We start from the raw sequence: 18,931 nt of genomic DNA, 5'->3' as shown, positions 1-18,931 counted from the left end.
GGTCCAACCGGCACCGGCCGCAACCTGGTCAGGGGGACCAATGAGCGAACAGCGTCGAGAAGTAATTATTTTAGCCGCGGGCAACATGATCGCTGAGTCCGGCCTCGCCGGCCTCAGCATCGCCGCGGTTGCACGGAACGCGGGATTTGGGCCCGCCACCGTGTACTCACTATTTCCAGCCAAAAATAACCTGATCGCCGCGGTCACGGTGAATGCGTATTCGGTCATGGCGAATCGCATTCGTGCGGCGATCGGTCACGATGATCCATTCCGCAGCCAGCGATCGGCCGCCGAACGCCTAGACACCGTGGTGCGCGAATTTGCCCGGGTTGTGCTGGGCGAGCGGGCGTTTGCCACGGCTCTGATTCATGAGCCCGCGGGCCCCGAGGTGGTGCGCGAACGCGTGTATTGCCGTCGGGACGCGGCAACCCTGGTTGAGGAGATTCTGCAGGACGGTGTTGCCAGCGGGGAACTCCCCGAGCAGCCCACCGCCCTGATCGCCGGGGCGATTGTGGGAGCCCTGATCGAGGGCCTGGTGGGTGGGAACTCACCCAGCTCCGCCGAGCTGGCGGGGAACCCCGCCGGGGAGGGAAGCTGTGTGGATGCGCTGTCCCGGTTCGTCCAGGGTGCCAGTGGCGTCCAGGGAGAGCTTCTCGCCGCATAGGAATCCGACACAGAAACGCCGCGATCCGAGGATATCGGATCGCGGCGTTTCAGCGTTATGTGGGAAGGTGGCCGACCTAGCGGTCCGAGCCGCCCGAGGGGATTTCTCGGGTTTCCTCCTGGTCGGGATCGCTCGTCTCGGAGGTAGCCTCAGCGTTCGTTGCGGGCTCGGCGGTGTCATCCCCCAGGACGTCCTCGGGTAGACCAATCGGCCCCGTCTCATTGGAGACCGCGGTTTCCTCGTCGAAGTCGTAGGTGTCGGTTTCCATACCGATCTGCGCGGTGGAGGGCGTGGTTTTTGGGGTGCTCTTGAGGAGGGTCTCAACGTCCCCCACGGCAAGCACCGGGTCGGCCTCGGGATTGATCGGCTCGGAGAGGTTCCCCAGGACACTGTCGACGAGTCCGTCGAGCAGCCCCACGGCGTCCTCGATGACCTCCTGATTGCGGGTGTCCAGTCCGTGCAGGAGCCAACGTGCCAGTTCGAGCTCGGCGTGCAGCAGCGCCCGCTGTCGGATAAACCGATCCGGGGTGCGGGTGCAGGAGATCCGATAGGAGGCAAACACGTCATCGGCGGCCTCGGGGGCCGCGCTGAGCCAGTGCAGATCGCGGGCGGGATCGCTCACCCGCAGGCCGCTCCACCCGACCAGTCCGCTGACCACCGGTCCCACCTCGTGGTCGGTGATCAGGAAGGATTCGGTGCTCAGCGTGCCGTTGATGACCACGGGCTGGAACTGCCACAGGCTGTCATCGTTGGCGGCGTCGCTCCAGCGCTGGCGGATCGCCGCGGGCAGACGCCGGGTGGAGGCCGCGCGCTCGATCACGTTTAGGGCCTCGTTTCGGCACTGTGCGGCGGTCAGGGCTGGCAGTCCGATCTCGGTCACGAAGGAGGCGGGCAGGGTGTGGATCGCGGCAATAGCCCCACCGATCGAGGTGGCGACACCGTCTCCCGGAGGAATGTATGCGGCGGGCACATGAAATCCGGGCAGGAATTTGGACACCACAATTCGGCCGGGGCTTGCCGGTGCCTGGCCGATCACGGTGGGTACCTCGAACGGCAGACGACTGCGAATGCCCGCGGTCATGGCCTGGAGGGCGATGAGCTCGATGGCCTGTTCGCCGGCCGCACGCTCGTTGCTGGGGACGCGCACCACGACGTCCTCGTCGGTGCCGGTACGCAGGAGCGCCGAGTCGAAATCTCCGGATCCATCAAGTGCCAGGGTCCCGCTTGCACGCACCTCGAGTCCGGGCACCGCAGCGGTCGCCAACGCGGCTAGAGTTAAATGCGATCTGACCATGTTCTCTAGGTTAGATCGCGACGACCCGTGATGCGGGCCGCCACGCCCGTTCACAGAGGGAGCCCATGTCCAATCATCTTCAGGCCGCAGCCGACAATTCGGACCGTTTCGGCATCCTCGCCGACCTTCCACTCTCCCGCAGTGAGATCGACCGCGACTACACAACCCGCGAGAATCCGGACCTGGCGATCGACTTGCTCGCCGATGCCGACGCTCGGTATCTGCTGATGCGTGCGGGCACCACGGCGGTGGAACACGCCCGGTTGCGCCTGTTTCGGGCGAGTGAGCTCCCCGCCGATATTGCGACCCTGCCGCCAACCTACCTGGGCCGTGCGCTCCAAGATGAGGCGGGTACCCCCGTCGGGGCCCGCATCGTGAGCCTGGATCTGGACGTGCTGAACGGCGCGGATGCAGCCGGAAGCGAGGCCGATGAGGCCGCCGCCCGGGTACATCCGAATGGCGAGTGGGGGAGCCTGCGAGACTTCGGGGCGGTGTTTGAGGCGCGCGATGCCGGCCTGCTCACCGAGGCTTTGGCCCTGGTGAACTGGCACCGATCGAGTACCTTCTGCTCCCGTTGCGGCCACCTGACCGAGGTGCGCCAGGCCGGATGGTCGCGGCACTGCCCGAACTGTGGGGCCGAGCATTTCCCGCGCACCGACCCGGCGATCATCGTGTTGGTCACCGACGCCGAGGACCGGGTACTGCTGGGTTCCAATGCGCTGTGGCGGGCGGGGCAGTACTCGCTGCTGGCTGGGTTTGTCGAGGCGGGGGAGTCGCTGGAGCAGGCAGTGGTCCGGGAAATTTTCGAGGAGGCCGGGGTCCGGGTTGTTGACCCGCGCTATCGCGGATCCCAGCCCTGGCCGCTGCCGCGCTCGCTGATGCTGGGCTACACCGCCCGGGTGGCGGCGGATCAGGATCCGCTTGCGGTGACCCCCGACGGCGAGGAGATCCTGGATCTGCGCTGGTTCTCCCGCGAGTCTCTGCGCGCCGAGGCGGGCACGCTGACCCTGCCCGGAACGACCTCGATCGCCCGCGCCCTGCTGGATGACTGGCTGAGTGCCGACGGCGGAGGAGACATTGCCGCCGCGCAGGCCGACCGGTCGGGACCCGCCTGGGCATGAGCATGAACCTTCAACCGGTCTCCACCGATCCCGAGGCGCTGCTGGCGGGGCTGGATCCCGACCAGCGTGTGGTTGCCGAGTCCCTCGGCGGTCCGGTGTGTGTGCTGGCGGGTGCCGGCACCGGAAAGACCCGGGCGATCACCCACCGAATCGCCTATGGGGTTGCGACAGGTACCTTCGCGGCGAACCGGGTATTGGCGCTGACCTTCACCACCCGGGCGGCGGCCGAACTGCGCTCCCGGCTCCGTGTGCTCGGTGCGCACGGCGTATCTGCGCGAACCTTTCACTCGGCGGCACTGAGCCAGCTGAACTACTTCTGGCCGCACACCGTGGGCGGGGCCTTCCCCACCCTGATCAGCGGTAAGGGTAAGCTCCTGGGCCAGCTCGCCGAGGCTCGCCGACTGCGTTTGGATACCGCCGCGCTGCGCGACCTGGCCGCCGAGATCGAGTGGCGTAAGGTCAGCGGGCTGAGCATCGAACAGTATGCGGAGTCGGACCGGCCCGGTATCGGCTCGATCTCCCTCGAGCAGGTGGCGACCCTGCAGCAGGGGTACGAGGATCTCAAGGATGAGCGTAAGCAGCTCGACTTTGAGGACGTCCTGCTCACCTGCGTGGGCATGATCCACTCCGAGGCCTCGGTGGCGATGCAGGTGCGAGAACAGTTCCGGCACTTCGTGGTGGATGAGTACCAGGACGTTTCTCCGCTGCAGCAGCAGCTGCTGGACGCCTGGCTCGGCCCGCGCAACGATCTGTGTGTGGTGGGTGATGCCAGCCAGACGATCTACACCTTCGCCGGGGCACGCAGCTCCTATCTCTTGGACTTTGAACGTAACTATCATGACGCGACCATCGTGCGTCTGGAGCGAAACTATCGCTCCACGGCCCCCATCATCAAGGATGCCAACGCCCTGATGCGGGGACGGGCGGGAGCCCTGGAACTGCGGGCGGCGGATGCCGCGTCCCCGTCCGGCTCCGACGGCCCGGGCCGCGCGGCCGCGAGCCCCGCACCGATCACCGCCCGCTTCCGCGACGATCTTGCCGAGGCGCGCGGGGTGGTGTCCCGGATCCTTGAGCTGCATGAGTCGGGAACCGAGCTCGCCGACATCGCGATCCTGTTCCGGGTCAACGTGCAGTCCTCGGTGTTTGAACAGGCCCTGAACGAGGCCGGTCTGGCATTCCGCATGCACGGCGGGACCCGCTTCTTTGATCGGCCCGAGATTCGTCAGGCCCTGATGGAGCTGCGCGGAGCATCGGTATCGATCGTGGGTGAGCCGCTGTTCAAATCGGTGAGCGACGTGCTGCGTGCCCACGGCTGGACGGTGGATCCACCCGAGCAGCCCGGCGCACTGCGCGAACGCTGGGAGGCCCTGAACACGCTGATGGACCTGGTGGACCGCGCGGCACCCGGAACAACCCTGCGCATGTTTACCGATGAGCTCCTGGAGCGTCAGGCGGCCGGAGCCGAACCCACCCAGCAGGCCGTCACCCTGGCCACGATGCACTCGGCCAAGGGCCTGGAATGGGAGACGGTGTTCCTGGTGGGACTCAGCGAGGGGCTGGTGCCGATTAGCTACGCCACCACCGAGACGATGGTGGATGAGGAGCGGCGACTCATGTATGTGGGCATCACCCGGGCCCGCTCGCGCCTGATGCTCTCCTGGGCGGAGGGCGCACCGCGCGGTGGTGGGAGCCGAATGCCGTCCCGTTTCCTCACGGAAATGGGGCACTCAACCCGTTAGTCCCGGGCGCGGGCCCTGAGCCCGTGGGCCCTGAGTCTGCAGGCCCCGATTCCGCAGGCCCCGATTCCGCAGGCCCCGAGCCCGCGGGGTCGCCGGCACCGCAGGCACACTCGGGGTGCGGGAAGATCTGTTCTCGCCGACCGCGGATCGAGGACCCATCCATCACCAGGATCCCCGTGCGGAGCTCTCGGCTATTCGCCCGCAGCCGCGCATGGACCGCCGCCAGCACCGGCCCCACGGCCAGAGCCGAGAGCGGCGGTTGAGCGCTTGCTGCCAGGCTCCGATGTGCCTGAATCGCCAGGGATGCCCAGGTGGGATCGCGGGCCGCCGCGGAGCGCTGGACGCACCCGATGCACGGACCGGTGCCGGGTTCCACGAGCGGGCCGATTCGCACCTGACGATCCCAGCACACCACGGCCAGGTGGGGGATTTCCTCCGAGAGCCAGGGGGCGTAGCGGTGGGGCGGAATCACAAAGTTATCCACCAGGACCACGAGCGCGGGGCACCGGGTGGCCGCGAGCGTGGTGCGTGGAGGATCCAGCCGCACCGAATCCGCGGTCTGCGCGATCGCCCGCACCAGCGGGTGTGGATGTCCGCGGAACTGTCCCAGAATTGCCCATCGGGGAGTGCGCGATCGGCGGCGGGCCGGACCCGTGTCGGGATGGTCTTCGAGCGCGGGATCGAGCACCCTGAGCAGCGCATGAACCTCCGCCGTGGTCAATCCGCCCCGTGCCCCGAGCTCCTCCAGCAGGGACACGGTGGCACCGGCGCAGAGCGCCCCCAGCAGGTGCTCAACCGCGGGCGTCACGGCGGTGAGGGTGATGGCAGCAGGTGGGTCAAAACCGATCTGAAACTCGGTTGGGGTGCGCCATAGCAGCGGAAGAGTGGGGTTGAGTTTGATCATCATGGATCGAGTGTGCGCCCCGGCGCTCCGGATCACCCGGACATGCGCTGTGCGAATGGGGCGGACTCGGGACACAGCTCCCGCCGCCTGACGGGTCTGTCCGGTGCCGCCCCGAACGCACACATGCGCGAGATCCCGAGGGATCTCGCGCATGTGTGCGTTCGCCGTGATTAGGCCGTGGGGGTGTCCGGGCCGGGCTCGGTCGAATCGGTCGAGCTGCCGTCGGTGCTTCCGAATTCGCCGCGCAGCAGCGCATCCAGGGCGTCATCCATTTCATCGCGCTCGGGCACCTCGCCGCGGGCCAGCGCGGTGAGGCGGGCAATGAAGCCCTCGGGGTCGTCGATGTCCGCGGCGGTCGGCACCAGATCCGGGTGTGCCCAGAGTGCGTCGCGTGCCTCGGTACCCACGGCCTCGGTCACTGCCTGCCACAGCGCCGCGGCTTCGCGCAGTCGGCGCGGACGCAGTTCCAGACCCACCAGCGCGGCGAAGGCCGACTCGGCGGGGCCGCCGGTTGCGCGACGACGACGCACGGTTTCGGCGATCGCCTGAGCCCGCGGCAAACGCACGGTGGCCTGGGCAGTGACAACGTCCACCCAGCCCTCGATTAGCGCGAGGGTGGTTTCCAGCGATGCCAGCGAGGCGAGCTGGGACTCGGTCTTGGGCGGAATCAGCGAGCCGTTGCTCAGCGCGCTGCGCAGCTGCTCGGGGTTGCTCGGGTCGAAGTCCTCGGCCAGGGATTCCATCGCATCGATGTCGATCGAGATACCGCGGGCAAACGCGGTAATCGCGGAAATCAGGTGCAGGCGCAGCCAGCGGGCGTTGCGGAACAGACGCGCGTGCGCGAGTTCGCGTACGGCCAGGTAGAGCTGAACCTGATCGGTGGGGATATCCAGGCCCTCGCCGAAGGCGGCGATGTTCTGGGGGACCAGGACCGCGTGGTTATCCTCCATCAGCGGGATGCCGATGTCGCCACCGGACACCACCTCGCTGGAGAGCTGACCCACGACCTGTCCCAGCTGCATCGCGAACAGGGCGCCGCCCACGCTGCGCAGCATCTGGCTGGCACCGGCGATCATGCCCCGCAGCTCCTCGGGTGCCTGCTCCTGCAGGACCGTGGCGAGCGCATCGGAGATGCTGCTGGCCACCGGCTCGGCCACCTCGGTCCAGACCGGCATGCTCAATCGTGCCCATTCGGCACGGCTGACCAGGGTCGGGGAGGCGCTCAGCTCGGAGAACGTGGTCGCATCGGCGAGCCACAGCGAGGCCACGTTGAGAGCCTGTTCGAGGGCATGGCGCTGCTCCTCGGGGGTGTCCACGCTCTGGGCGTTGGCGATCTGGCGTGCCTGATCTCCGGCCACACCCCAGTTGACGCCGCCATCTGTGGATCCGCGCATCGCGTTTTGCAGCTGGCTCAGCATGGCCGAGAGCGCGGCGGGATCGGCGGGCAGACCGGCGGCACCGGCGAGCTGGGACGGGTCGATACCGCCCTGCCCGGAGATAAACCGGTTCAGCATTTCGCGGAACTCGTCCTCGGGGTTGCCTGCGTTTTCGTCTGGCACGTGTGCCACCTTTCCGAATGCTCCAAGTAGCCCTTTCTACGCTACAGGTACGTCCCGAAGCGGCATCGGTTTTTCGGGCAATTATCGTCCGCCCGCCGCGAACAGTGTGCGTGACGGGCCGAAAACCGGGCCCCGGACAAATTCATGGTTGGATGGAGGAATAACATCCCCGAAGGAATGGACCCGAGTATCAGCCCGCACACCCCGGATCATGACGCTGGCGACCCGTCGGCGTCGTTCCCGCATGAGGTGAACGAGGTGGATCCGGCCCAGGCCCTCCCCAGCTTCCCGGCACCACTGGACCGTGCGGCCCCCGAGGCTACCGACGCCGACGCCGCGCTGCTTCAGGAGACCGAGGTGGTGCCGCTGCGTCCCAACCTGGCGCTGGCGATCACCGGGACAATTCTGTTTTTTCCGGTCGGAATCTTTGGCCTCTGGCAGTGCATCCTGGCCCGGCGCGGCCTGGCCGCCGGCGCCGGCGCGGTGGCGATCCAGCGCGCCGGACGCGGTCGCACCCTGTCCATCGTCGCCGTATGTGTGGGGGCACTGGGCTGGCTGATGGTGGTGCCGCTGTGCCTGCTGTTGGGATTAGGGGTTGCGGTGAACAGCGGCGGCGTCGCGGGAACCCGGATCGTGGATGTGACGCCCGCCGAGGGGGCGCGGACCGTCAGCGTCGAGCTTGCGGCTTCCTCTCCCGTGCCCGCCCGCTACACCGTGCTGCGTCCGGATGGCTCCGAGTACTCCGACACCCTGATCGCGTTGAAACCCATTCGGCTGGATATCGCGGTCGGCGACTATGCCGAGATCCGCGTCGTCAGCGATCACCCCGACGGCGAGGTCTCCTGCACGCTGCGTGGCGAGGAGGAGGAACTCACTATCCAGCACGGCGCGGGCTTCGCCCTGTGCGGCGTCGCCGGTGTGGAGTGAGTGGATCTCAGTGAATTTGAGGTTTCCAGGCTCTAGTCTGGATGTCTATGCCCCATCACGGCTCCCGTGGTGCGGCTCTGTGTTGAGGAAAGGCCCCCGTGTCGCTATTTGAACAGCCCCATGCCGCACAGCAGAGTGACCCGCGTGCGCGTCGTCGCCGCACCGGTTGGGTGTTTCTGCTGGTCGCGATGGGCCTTTTGCTGATTCTGGCCTTCGCCCCGAGTACCTATCTGGTGCAGCAGCCGGGCCCGGTGGAAAACACCCTGGGCACCACGATGATCAAGGACAAAGAGGTTCCGATCATCGAGATCAACGGTGAGCAGACCCATAAAACCACCGGCAACCTTGACCTGCTGACGGTTCAGCTTCTGGGTGACCGTGAGCGTCCGGCCACCTGGCTCAGCGTCATTTCTTCGTGGTTTGATCGGGAGCGCACCGTGGTTCCGATTGATGAGATCTACCCGGCCGGTGTGACCACCGATCAGCGCAATGAGCAGAACCAGCAGCTCATGGTCAGCTCCCAGCAGGACGCGATCGCCGCGGCGCTGAAACACCAGGGCTATGCGGTTCCCTCGCACCTCCGGGTCACCATGATTCAGGGCGGCGCTCCGGCCGATGGCAAGCTCAAGGTCGGCGATGAGGTCGTTTCGGTCAACGGAACCCCGGTGGACGACCTGGAGGGTGTGCAGAAGCTGGTCAAGGAGAACGGGACCGAGAAGGCGCTGACGATGGAGGTCACCCGCGATGGTGCCCCGCTGAAGATCGATATGACGCCGACCCTGGCCACCGCGAGCGACGGTTCCCAGCGCGCGGTGATCGGCGTGGGCACGGGCGAGGTGTTCGATTTCCCCTTCGAGGTCAAGATCAACCTGGCCGACATCGGCGGACCCAGCGCCGGCATGATGTTTGCCCTGGGGATCATCGACAAGCTCTCCGGCGATGACCTCACCGGCGGCGCGCATGTGGCCGGCACCGGAACCATCGATGCGGCCGGAACCGTGGGACCGATCGGCGGTATTCGGCAGAAGCTCTACGGTGCCAAGAACGCCGGTGCCACCTACTTCCTGGCCCCCGCCTCGAACTGTGACGAGGTCGTGGGTCACGTACCCGACGGGCTGCGGGTGTTCTCCACCGAGAAACTGACCGACTCGCTGAAGGTCCTGGACACGATCAAGAATAAGGGCGACCTCGACGCCCTCCCCACCTGCAAGTAGGGTGGTGCAGCAGTGCCGACCGGGTCACCCCGGTCGGCACTGCTTTTTGGCGCTTTGACACCAAAATCAGCGCGTGCGCATCTCCCGCTCGATCCACTCGGCGAAGGATGTAGCCTCGCGTCCCAGCACCGCACGGACCCCGGTGCTGAGGTAGGCATCCTTGCCATCACGAATGCCGCGCAGCATCGCGAGCCGCCAGCGAATGTACTCCTCCGGGACCCCCGCGGCGCGCATCGTTTCGCGGTGGGTGTCCTCATCCTCGTTGTCAAAGCGCGCGGGAACACCGGTGGCCGTGGCGATCATCTCCAGCGCCCGGGTCATCGAGAGCGCCCGTGGACCGGAGAGTTCGATGACTCCGGTATGGACCGTGCCCGCGGCGGATGCGGACTCAATCAGGACGGTGGCCGCAACTTCGACAATGTCGCGCACGTCGATAAACGGCTCCAGCCCCTCGCCCAGCGGTGCCCGCACCCGGCCGTCGCGGGGCACAAACATGGCCTCGGTGAAGTTCTGCGCGAAGTGTGTGGGACGCAGAATGGTCTGCGGAATCGGTGCCCGGGCGATGGCGGCCTCGGCACGGGCCACGTTGCCGTCGGGCAGAAACTCCACTCCTCGGGCCGAGAGCAGCACGGCGTGGGTGACCCCGGCATCGAGGGCCTGGTTCAGGAACGCGGCGAGGGCCGGGGACCAGTCCCGGGCCGAGCCGGGGCCCACGATGAAGATGCCGGTGATGTCCTCAAGCGCGGCGCCCCAGGTTGTGGGATCGTCCCAGTCGAACGGGATGGCGGTCCGGCGGCCGACCGCGCGGACGCTGACACCTGCAGATGAGAGGTGGGTGGCGAGTCGGCGGCCCACCTTACCGGTGCCGCCGAGAATCAAAAATGCTGTCATGGGCCCAGACTAGAAACGCTGAAGGTTCCAAACAATGCCTATTCGGCTCGAAAAGATTCGTGTGCGTCTACGATGAGGATGTGGATGTTCTCTCGGAGGAGCTGAGTCAGGCTCGGGCTCGCGGTGCGGTGTTTTCGATACTGGATCGCCGCGCCCCCTGGGGTCTGGGGTTTTCGGGCGGTCGCGCGCTGACGGCGCACGTCCTGTTGCGCGGCGCGGGTCTGATCGAGGTCCCGGGAATTCCGGCGCTGGATCTGGCCGCAGGCGACGTGGTGCTGGTCACCGCCGGCACGCCCTACACGCTGGTGAGCGCGCCCGGGGTCCCGGTGGAGCCCATCGGCGAGGCGCGGATGCGGGGATCGGATGAGCCCGCGGTCCACGATGCACGCATACTCTGCGGGGCATACCGGATGGAGGGTGGGCTGAGCGAGGCCTTCCTGGCCACGCTGCCCCGGGTCGTAGTGCTGCGCTCGGGCGAGCTGGAGCCGGCCCATCGTGTGCTGGTGGAGGTGATGGCCACCGAGGCCGATTCGGGGGAGGACGGCCGCCAATCCATCCTGGATCGGATTCTTGATCTGATCCTCGTCTACTCGTTACGCACCTGGTGGGGCCGGCCTGACAGTCAATGCCCCGGGTGGTACCGCGGCCTGGCCGATCCACTGCTCGCCCCGGCCCTGCGGGCGATTCACCGGGACCCCGGTGCCGCACACACGGTGGATGCGCTGGCCGGGATCGTCGGTCTGTCCCGCGCCGCCTTTGCCGCGCGGTTCCGGACGATGGTGGGGGAGCCGCCCGGACGATACCTGACGGTACTACGGATGCGACGAGCGGCCGATGCGCTCACCCGTGGTGAGGCGTCACTCGCCACGATTGCCGCGGGAGTGGGATACGCCAACGAGTATGCGTTCTCCACCGCGTTTCGGCGGATCTATGGAGTCTCGCCCGGTCGCTGGCGTCGCCGGAGGGTGACCGAAGCGGACTGACCTTCAGGGATCGCCCCGGGGTAGGCGCCTGTCCGTCGCGCACGCAACCATGTCCGCTATTCAATCTTCCGCAGAATCCGTTTACGCTGACCGCTGAAGTTCAAACCGCCCCCGTGTGATACATGACGTGCACTGGCTGCTCGGCTGGAGGAGCTGGTGCCGTGTGCAACGGAGTCCAATGATCCCGCACAACTGGATCGCCTCTGGATCACCAGCCTGAACATTCTGGGAACAACCGGTGCCGCACCGGTTACACCGGCCACCCCCGAAGTGGGGACACCCACGTCCTAGGAGAGTGTCGACAGCGACATGAAATTGCGTCGCCGGGCGGGACCCGCCCGGCGTTTCCCGCGTAGACTGGGGTGACGACCCCGAATACCAACGAAGGCCTACTGTGACGTCAGCATCAAATACTGCATCAACTTCAGCCCCCAGAAAAAAGAGGTCTCCCCTTGCCCTGACCGTGATTATCGTCGGCGTGCTCGTCGTCGCATTCTTCGCGTTCTCCGGCTTCTACACGGACTTCCTCTGGTATGACCAGCTGGGATTCACCGAGGTGCTTGCCACCCAGTGGATCGGGACCAGCGCCATGTTCCTGATCGGTTTTATCGGCATGGCGGTGCCGGTGTGGCTCAGCATTCAGCTGGCCTACCGCCTGCGACCGGTCTATGCCAAGCTCTCCAGCCAGCTGGATCGCTACCAGGAACTGATCGAGCCGCTGCGTCGCCTGGCGACCTACGGCATTCCGGTAGTCCTGGGCCTCTTCGCGGGTCTTTCGGTGGCCGGACGCTGGAAGGAGGTTCTGCTGTGGTTCAACTCGACCCCGACCGGAACCACCGACCCGCAGTTTGGTCTGGACGCGTCGTTCTACATGTTCGACCTCCCCTTCTTCCGCGGCGTGGTGGCCTTCGCCTCCGCCGTGATCCTGCTCAGCCTGATCCTCACCGCCGTGGTGTCCTACCTCTACGGTTCGATTCACCTGAGCGGTCGCGAGCTGCGCATCTCCAAGCATGCCCGCGTGCAGATCGCCGTCCTCGCCGGCGTCTACCTGCTGCTGCAGGCGGTGTCGATCTGGCTTGACCAGTACGCGACCCTGACCACCGTGTCCAGCCGGTTTACCGGTGTGAACTACGCCGATGCCAACGCCACGATCCCCGGCAAGATGATCCTCGCCGGTATCGCCGCACTGGTGGCCATCCTGTTCTTTGTGACCGCGTTTGTGGGCCGCTGGCGCCTGCCCGTGGTGGGTACCGCGCTGCTGCTGGTGTCCGCGCTGGTTCTGGGCCTGGCCTACCCGGCGCTGGTTCAGCGCTTCCAGGTTCAGCCGAATGAGAAGGCCCTGGAAACCCCCTATCTGCAGAAGAATATCGACCTGACGCGGGCGGCCTATGGGCTGAGCGATGTCCAGGAGATTCCCTATGCCGCGACCACCGACGCCGAGCCGGGCGCGCTGCGTCAGGACGCCGAGACCACCGCAAACATCCGGATCATCGACCCGGCCGTGGTGACCAAGTCGTTCCAGCAGCTCGAGCAGTTCAAGCAGTACTACAGCTTCCCCAAGGTCCTGGACGTTGACCGCTACGAGATCGACGGACGCAGCCAGGACGCCGTGGTCGCCGTGCGTGAGCTCAACCAGGCCGGCCTGGACGCGAACTGGGTGAACTCCTCGCTGGTCTACACCCACGGCTATGGCCTGGTTGCCGCCTACGGTAACAAGCGCTCCTCCGATGGTCAGCCCGTTTTCATGCAGTCGGGAATTCCCTCCACCGGTGAGCTGGGTAAGTTCGAGCCGCGGGTGTACTTCGGCGAGCAGTCGCCGCGCTACTCGATCGTGGGCGCCCCCAAGGGCACCGACCCGATCGAGCTGGACTACCCGGCCAGCCGCGAGGGTGACCAGCAGGCCTACTACACGTTCACCGGTGATGGTGGACCCAAGCTCGACAACATCTTCAAGAAGCTGGTGTACGCGCTGAAGTTCCAGTCCGAGCAGATCTTCCTGTCCTCGGATGTGACCAACGACTCGCAGATCCTCTATGACCGCGACCCGGCGGCCCGAGTGAAGAAGGCGGCCCCGTACCTCGACCTGGACTCGGACCCGTACCCCTCGGTGGTAGACGGCCGGATCGTCTGGATCGTGGATGGATACACCACCTCGGCCGACTTCCCCTACTCGAAGACCGTGAGCCTCTCGAACTCGATTCAGGACGCCGAGGGTGGACAGTCCTTCGCGCTGGATGACATCAACTACATGCGCAACTCGGTCAAGGCGACCGTGGACGCGTATGACGGTTCGGTGAAGCTCTACGCGTGGGACACCGATGACGCGATTCTGAAGACCTGGCAGAAGATCTACCCCAACACGATCCGCCCGATCTCCGAGATGAGCGGTGACCTGCTGAGCCACGTGCGCTACCCGAGCGACATGTTCAAGGTGCAGCGCAAGATCCTCGGTGACTACCACGTCACCAACGCCGGCCAGTTCTTCTCGGAGACCGACAAGTGGATCACCCCGTCCGACCCGCAGTCCAAGAAGGACGACCCGCGCCTGCAGCCGCCGTACTACCTGACGATGCAGATGCCGGGTCAGGACAAGCCGAGCTTCTCGCTCTACTCGTCCTTCATCCCGCCGGGCAAGGGTGAAGACAGCCGTAACGTGCTGACCGGTTACCTGGCCGCCGATGCAAACGCCGGAAACGAGAAGGGTAAAAAGAGCGCCGACTACGGCAAGCTCCGATTGCTCACGTTGACTTCGGGGGATGCGATCCCCGGTCCGGGTCAGGTGCAGAACACGTTCAACGCAAACCAGGAGGTCTCGAAGGAGATCAACCTGCTGAAGCAGGGTCAGACCGAGGTGATCAACGGTAACCTGCTGACGGTTCCCGTGGGTGGCGGTCTGCTCTACGTCCAGCCCGTGTATGTGCAGTCCAGCGGTACCACCAAGTTCCCGCTGCTGCAGCGTGTGCTGGTGGCCTTCGGTGACAAGATCGCGTTCAAGTCGACGCTGGATGAGGCTCTGGATGAGCTCTTCGGTGGAGACTCGGGTGCGAGCGCCGGCGACGGAGGCATCGTGCCGACCGAGCCGGGTGGGACGGAAAACCCGGGAACCGGTGAACCGGACCCCGGAACCGAGACCCCGAGCACCGATGCGCCGGTGGACCCGGCTAAGGCCGAGGACCTGCGCACCGCCCTGAATGATGCCGCCCAGGCCATGAAGGACAAGCAGAAGGCGCTCGAGTCGGGAGACTGGGCCGCCTATGGCACCGCCGACAAGGCGCTGAGTGACGCGGTTGACCGCGCCAACGCCGCGCTGAAGTAACCGGCACCAACACGAATGGCGTCATCCCTCGGGATGGCGCCGTTCGTTTTTTGGAGCGGGGGAGGGCTCGCGCCACGCCGAGGGAATCGCTCGATTGGCGCTTCGAGGATCTACTCGGTAGAGTAATAAACGTAACGCGGGATGGAGCAGCTCGGTAGCTCGCTGGGCTCATAACCCAGAGGTCGTAGGTTCAAATCCTGCTCCCGCAACCATGTGGTAACACCAAAATCCCCGGATCGGAAGATCCGGGGATTTTTTGTTGCCTGGTCATGCGGGGGACGCGCCGACCCTACGGCTCGAATTGGTTCGCCTGCGGGGGCGTGATAAGCTAACAAACGTAACGCGGGGTGGAGCAGCTCGGTAGCTCGCTGGGCTCATAACCCAGAGGTCGTAGGTTCAAATCCTGCCCCCGCAACCATCGCGACAAGATCGCAAGAAAAGGCCCCCGGTTTCCGGGGGCTTTTTGCTTTGCCTGATTTGTGTGTCGGAATCGCCGGTGGGCTTATTTCACCTGGGGACACAGATTCGTGAGCGTACCAACCTGCGTGGACAGATCGGCGAAAATTGCTGGGGCTTCTGCGGTGAGCGCGGCGGCCTGCTGGGTCCGTTCGAGGAGCTGTGCCGGGTTCAGTCCCGAAGTGTCGCTCAGCGCGGCCAGCTTGTTGCTGAGGTCCGAAGCTCGGGTGAGCTGTGCGCTGATCCCGGTGAGTGCGGCCGTAATCTCGCCGTTGGTGCTGGCATCAAGTGCTCGCGAAACCGAATCCGCATACTCGGTGAAGTAGTCGGTGGCGTTGGCATCCAAGGTGAGGGGCGGTAGTGTGCCCAGAATGGGGAGGATGGCCGCGCAGTCCTGAGCCGGTGCCGCTTTACCCGGGGTTGCGGGCGTCGTGGAGCCTGCACCAGAGGAGTTTGCACCAGGGGAGTTTGCGCCAGGGGAGCTTGCGCCAGAGGACCCTGGGGCCGGGAGCGAGCCCTCACCCTCGAGGAATCCCGGCAGTGCCGAGCATCCCGAGAGGAGAAGCGTGGGAGCCGTCAGGGCAACCATGACGGTTCGAAAACGGAACGGTGAGCCGGTAGTGGTCATACATCCCCCGAGGAGTAGGTGTGATCTCCGCGATCGCGGAGATAGGCAGACGCTAACAGCGGCACCCGCATGTTTGATGAGATTTCAGGAGAGTTGCATACACCCATGGCACTGCTCGGGATGGGGTACGCCTAGCAGCGACAATGTGGCACACAGATTGCGACAGCACTCTCGGTGGCTGGAAGTGCCCGCCTTAGTCTTTACATAGTGATTCACCCGGCTCGGAGATTCGGGTTCTAAGAGTCGGCACCGTAGCAATACGGTGTGGGATATGTGGTCGGGGGACCATATATCACGTGGATCATTCGGGTCGACCGTTACCTTGGGGGGAACACGGTCGACCATTAGCCTGAAACGATCCACCCTGGGACCGACCGCACGCTCCGGTTCCGGGGTGGATCGAATTGGTGGGTGCGTGATGCGACACGCATACGAAGATCTGGATGCACGCTCGGGTCGCTCTATCGCCCCGTCCGTGCGCGCCAACTGCACGTCCGTGCACCACGCCGCGTGGACCACCACCGGCGCGCTGCCGCGGCTAGGGTGGAATTTATGACCGTCGAGACCCAGGACTCAGCCATCGTACGAGTGGCCGTCGGACAGTTCGCCCCCGATGACCAGCCCGACCATAATCACACCGAGATGCTTCGGCTCGCTCGCGCCGCGCGCGATCGCGGAGCCGAACTGATCGTGTTCCCCGAGTACTCGGCCTGGTTCCGGCCGCCATTTGGCCCGGAGGTCCGCGAGTACGCGGAGACCCTGGAGGGCCCCTTCGTTCAGCGTGTGTCGGCGACGGCCCGTGAACTGGGCCTCTGGATCGTCTTTGGGATGTTCGAATCCCTGGGCACCGACCACGTCTCCAACACTGTGGTGGCCATCGACCCGAGTGGGCGCATTCAGGCCCGCTACCGTAAGCGTCACCTCTACGATGCGTTTGGTACCCGAGAAAGCGACTGGATCGCCCCCGGAGACACCTCGGGCCCCGACGAGCTCTTCCGGATCGGCGGACTCACCTTCGGACTGCAGACCTGCTACGACCTGCGCTTCCCCGAGTCTTCCCGCGTTCTGGTGGATGCCGGTGCCGATGTCATCCTGGTGCCCTCGGAATGGGTTCCCGGGCGGCATAAGGAGCATCACTGGTCCACCCTGACCACTGCCCGCGCGATCGAGAACACTGCCTATGTGGTGGCCGCCGATCAGAGTGCACCCGGCGGAATTGGTGCCAGTGTCATTGTTGACCCGGCCGGTATCGCTCTGGCCACGCTCGGTGCCGAAACGGGGTTGGCCCTCGGAGACCTCGATCCGGCCCACATCGAGGCGGTGCGTGAAACCAATCCCGCGCTCTCTCTGCGCCGCTATCGCGTCCTGCCTCGGGCGGGATCACCACTCCCCACAAAAACCGACTAGATCCGCGGAATTACGCGAAATTTCGCTATTGATCGTCACTCCCCGCTTCATTTTTGCCCCCCAACTGGGGCCGCATTACCGGCCCTAATCTGGGGAAAAACCTCGGAAATGCCGGTGATTTGCGGTAATCTCGGTGGCACATGAGCAAACGAAAAATGCCTTGGGGAGGGCAACGTGCGAGTATATGGAGCAACGCTGGACGAGGAGACTCGTTGTGTTCACTTTTCCGGTGACCACGACATTGTCGCCATCCTCGTTCCGTGCTGCTCTCGCTATTACCCGTGCTTCCGCTGCCATGATGAAGACGCCGATCACCGGCTTGAGCGTTGGCCGCGCTCAACCTGGGGTGAACCGGCGATTCTGTGTGGGGCGTGCTCAGCCACGCTGACAATCGCGACGTATCTTGAGGTGAACCGCTGCCCCGACTGTGCGGCAGGGTTTAGCCCGGACCTCGCGATGCACGCCCCACACTACTTCGATGCCGAACGGACGGCCGTGTTGGCCACTGAGCGTCCGGCAATGTTCGCCACCGAGCGTGAAATCGAGCGCGCGGCAGCCTAGACCGTGAGGGTCTCCAGACGGGTAAGTGCCTCGCTGAGAACCTCGTCCCGCTTACAGAACGCGAAGCGCAGCAGACTGCGGGTGTGATCGCGATGTTCGGGCAGGACAAAGGCCGACACCGGAATCGCCGCGATTCCGATTTTTCCGGGGAGCTCGCGCGCCAGCTCGGTCGCATCGGCAAAGCCCAGCGGCGCGGTATCGGCGACGATGAAATACCCGGCGTCGGGTAGCGATACTCCGAATCCGGCCGCTGAGAGTCCCGCTGCCAGGCGATCGCGGCGTCCTCGCAGCGTTGCTGCGATCCCGGTGAAGTAGGTGTCGGGCAGTCGCAGTCCCACCGCTATCGCCGGCTGGAATGGGGCACCGTTGACGTAGGACAGGAACTGCTTGACGGTGGTCACCCGCGTGATCAGCTCCGCCGGGCCGCTGATCCAGCCGATTTTCCATCCGGTGGTGGCGAACGTCTTGCCACCCGAGGAGATCGTCAGGGTGCGCTCTGCGGCACCGGGGCGCGTCACCACGGGGACGTGGGTGCGCTCGAAGGTTAGGTGTTCGTACACCTCATCGGTCACGATAATCGCGTCGTGACGGTGGGCGAGCTCCACCAGTAGGTCCAGGATCTCTGTTGAGAGCATGACGCCGGTCGGGTTATGCGGGGTGTTCACGATGATCAGCCGAGTGCGGTCGGTAATGACTCGCCGCAGCTCATCGGGATCGGGAGTAAACGTCGGGGCGTGCAGCGTCGCGGTCACGTGGGTGGCACCGGCCAGCGCGATCAGGCCGCCGTAGGCGTCATAGAAGGGCTCGAAGGTCACCACCTCGTCCCCGGGCTGGGTGAGACCCAGGATGGTGGCCGCGAGGGCCTCGGTGGCGCCCGCGGTGACCAGGATCTCCGTTTCGGGATCGGGGGTGTCGCCCCAGAAGCGAGAACGGTGCTCGGCGATCGCCAGGCGCAGATCCGCGGTACCGCGTCCGGGCGGGTACTGGTTGACGCCGGCCGCAATCGCCTCCCGCGCGGCATCCAGAACCTCGATTGGGCCGTCCTCATCGGGGAAACCCTGCCCCAGGTTGATCGCCCCGGTTGCACTCGCCAGGGCGCTCATCTCGGAAAAGATTGAGGCGGCCGGGGCGCCCGTGGGGGAGAGGAGCCCCGCACCTCTTGCGGCTCGAGACCAACCAGCGAGAGCGTTCATGCCCAGTCCTTTTGCTAAAGAATGTGTAAGGGTCGGCGTCATTTCCGGCCCGCTCCAGCCTAGCGGCGGCTACG

General features: G+C 65.6%; 14 protein-coding genes, 2 tRNA genes and 1 pseudogene. 11 read left to right on the top strand and 6 right to left on the bottom strand.

The annotated features are described in order from the left end of the window. The first annotated feature begins 40 nt into the window (after nt 1-40). Nucleotides 41-664: a TetR/AcrR family transcriptional regulator gene (locus D9V34_RS00575; protein WP_121687016.1), complete on the top strand. Its 624-nt coding sequence runs from the start codon at nt 41-43 to the stop codon at nt 662-664. Nucleotides 665-740: 76 nt separating this feature from the next. On the opposite strand, the gene D9V34_RS00570 is transcribed toward D9V34_RS00575, so the two are convergent. Further along, nucleotides 741-1,958 (bottom strand): phosphotransferase, encoded by a 1,218-nt coding sequence (locus D9V34_RS00570; RefSeq protein ID WP_147441568.1) that lies wholly within the window; start codon nt 1,956-1,958, stop codon nt 741-743. A 65-nt stretch (nt 1,959-2,023) separates the two neighbouring features. Here D9V34_RS00570 and nudC point away from each other — a divergent pair, with 65 nt between their 5' ends. Continuing rightward, the gene (nudC, locus tag D9V34_RS00565; protein WP_121687014.1) at nt 2,024-3,079 is read left to right on the top strand and encodes an NAD(+) diphosphatase; all 1,056 of its coding nucleotides are present in this window, start codon (nt 2,024-2,026) and stop codon (nt 3,077-3,079) included. Nucleotides 3,080-3,081: 2 nt separating this feature from the next. Then, entirely contained in the window at nt 3,082-4,818 is a 1,737-nt protein-coding gene (locus D9V34_RS00560) for an ATP-dependent helicase (RefSeq protein WP_121687013.1), read from the top strand. Here the strand turns inward: D9V34_RS00560 and D9V34_RS00555 are convergent. Further along, a complete protein-coding gene (locus D9V34_RS00555) occupies nt 4,790-5,725 on the bottom strand; it encodes a TOMM precursor leader peptide-binding protein (RefSeq protein WP_183091784.1) in 936 nt (311 codons plus the stop codon). The genes D9V34_RS00560 and D9V34_RS00555 overlap by 29 nt on opposite strands. A gap of 167 nt (nt 5,726-5,892) precedes the next feature. Continuing rightward, the gene (locus D9V34_RS00550; protein WP_425454441.1) at nt 5,893-7,281 is read right to left on the bottom strand and encodes a zinc-dependent metalloprotease; all 1,389 of its coding nucleotides are present in this window, start codon (nt 7,279-7,281) and stop codon (nt 5,893-5,895) included. A gap of 177 nt (nt 7,282-7,458) precedes the next feature. Between D9V34_RS00550 and D9V34_RS00545 the strand changes: the two genes are divergently transcribed. Continuing rightward, a complete protein-coding gene (locus D9V34_RS00545; RefSeq protein ID WP_121687011.1) occupies nt 7,459-8,208 on the top strand; it encodes a hypothetical protein in 750 nt (249 codons plus the stop codon). 98 nt (nt 8,209-8,306) lie between these two features. Next, nucleotides 8,307-9,422: a YlbL family protein gene (locus D9V34_RS00540; RefSeq protein ID WP_121687010.1), complete on the top strand. Its 1,116-nt coding sequence runs from the start codon at nt 8,307-8,309 to the stop codon at nt 9,420-9,422. 66 nt (nt 9,423-9,488) lie between these two features. On the opposite strand, the gene D9V34_RS00535 is transcribed toward D9V34_RS00540, so the two are convergent. Continuing rightward, nucleotides 9,489-10,313: a Rossmann-fold NAD(P)-binding domain-containing protein gene (locus D9V34_RS00535; RefSeq protein WP_121687009.1), complete on the bottom strand. Its 825-nt coding sequence runs from the start codon at nt 10,311-10,313 to the stop codon at nt 9,489-9,491. Between the two features lie 80 nt (nt 10,314-10,393). Between D9V34_RS00535 and D9V34_RS18225 the strand changes: the two genes are divergently transcribed. The 4 genes from D9V34_RS18225 (at nt 10,394) to D9V34_RS00515 (ending at nt 15,030) form a co-directional block, all read left to right on the top strand. Further along, nucleotides 10,394-11,296, top strand: a complete 903-nt coding sequence (locus D9V34_RS18225; RefSeq protein ID WP_121687300.1) for an AraC family transcriptional regulator — start codon at nt 10,394-10,396, stop codon at nt 11,294-11,296. Nucleotides 11,297-11,690: 394 nt separating this feature from the next. Further along, on the top strand, nt 11,691-14,612 hold the full coding sequence (locus tag D9V34_RS00525) for a UPF0182 family membrane protein (RefSeq protein WP_281272265.1): 2,922 nt from the start codon (nt 11,691-11,693) through the stop codon (nt 14,610-14,612). Nucleotides 14,613-14,747: 135 nt separating this feature from the next. Beyond that, nucleotides 14,748-14,824: transfer RNA gene (locus tag D9V34_RS00520), tRNA-Met, on the top strand. 129 nt (nt 14,825-14,953) lie between these two features. Beyond that, a tRNA-Met gene (locus D9V34_RS00515) sits at nt 14,954-15,030 on the top strand. An 84-nt stretch (nt 15,031-15,114) separates the two neighbouring features. On the opposite strand, the gene D9V34_RS17390 is transcribed toward D9V34_RS00515, so the two are convergent. Beyond that, on the bottom strand, nt 15,115-15,696 hold the full coding sequence (locus tag D9V34_RS17390) for a hypothetical protein (RefSeq protein WP_147441567.1): 582 nt from the start codon (nt 15,694-15,696) through the stop codon (nt 15,115-15,117). A 552-nt stretch (nt 15,697-16,248) separates the two neighbouring features. Here D9V34_RS17390 and D9V34_RS00505 point away from each other — a divergent pair. Together D9V34_RS00505 and D9V34_RS18000 are read left to right on the top strand one after the other, a co-directional pair. After that, complete coding sequence (locus D9V34_RS00505) at nt 16,249-17,103, top strand: carbon-nitrogen hydrolase family protein (protein WP_121687007.1); 855 nt, start codon at nt 16,249-16,251, stop codon at nt 17,101-17,103. 174 nt (nt 17,104-17,277) lie between these two features. Continuing rightward, nucleotides 17,278-17,484 (top strand): annotated as a pseudogene (locus D9V34_RS18000) (CHY zinc finger protein); the annotation flags it as partial. A 176-nt stretch (nt 17,485-17,660) separates the two neighbouring features. Here the strand turns inward: D9V34_RS18000 and D9V34_RS00495 are convergent. Then, nucleotides 17,661-18,857, bottom strand: a complete 1,197-nt coding sequence (locus D9V34_RS00495) for an aminotransferase class I/II-fold pyridoxal phosphate-dependent enzyme (protein WP_121687005.1) — start codon at nt 18,855-18,857, stop codon at nt 17,661-17,663. Between the last annotated feature and the right edge of the window lie 74 nt (nt 18,858-18,931).

The organism is Mycetocola lacteus, from assembly GCF_003667575.1.
GTDB classification, from domain to species: domain Bacteria; phylum Actinomycetota; class Actinomycetes; order Actinomycetales; family Microbacteriaceae; genus Mycetocola; species Mycetocola lacteus.
The sequence above is the reverse complement of the archived record's forward strand: the minus strand, read 5'-3'. Positions and strand labels throughout refer to the sequence as shown.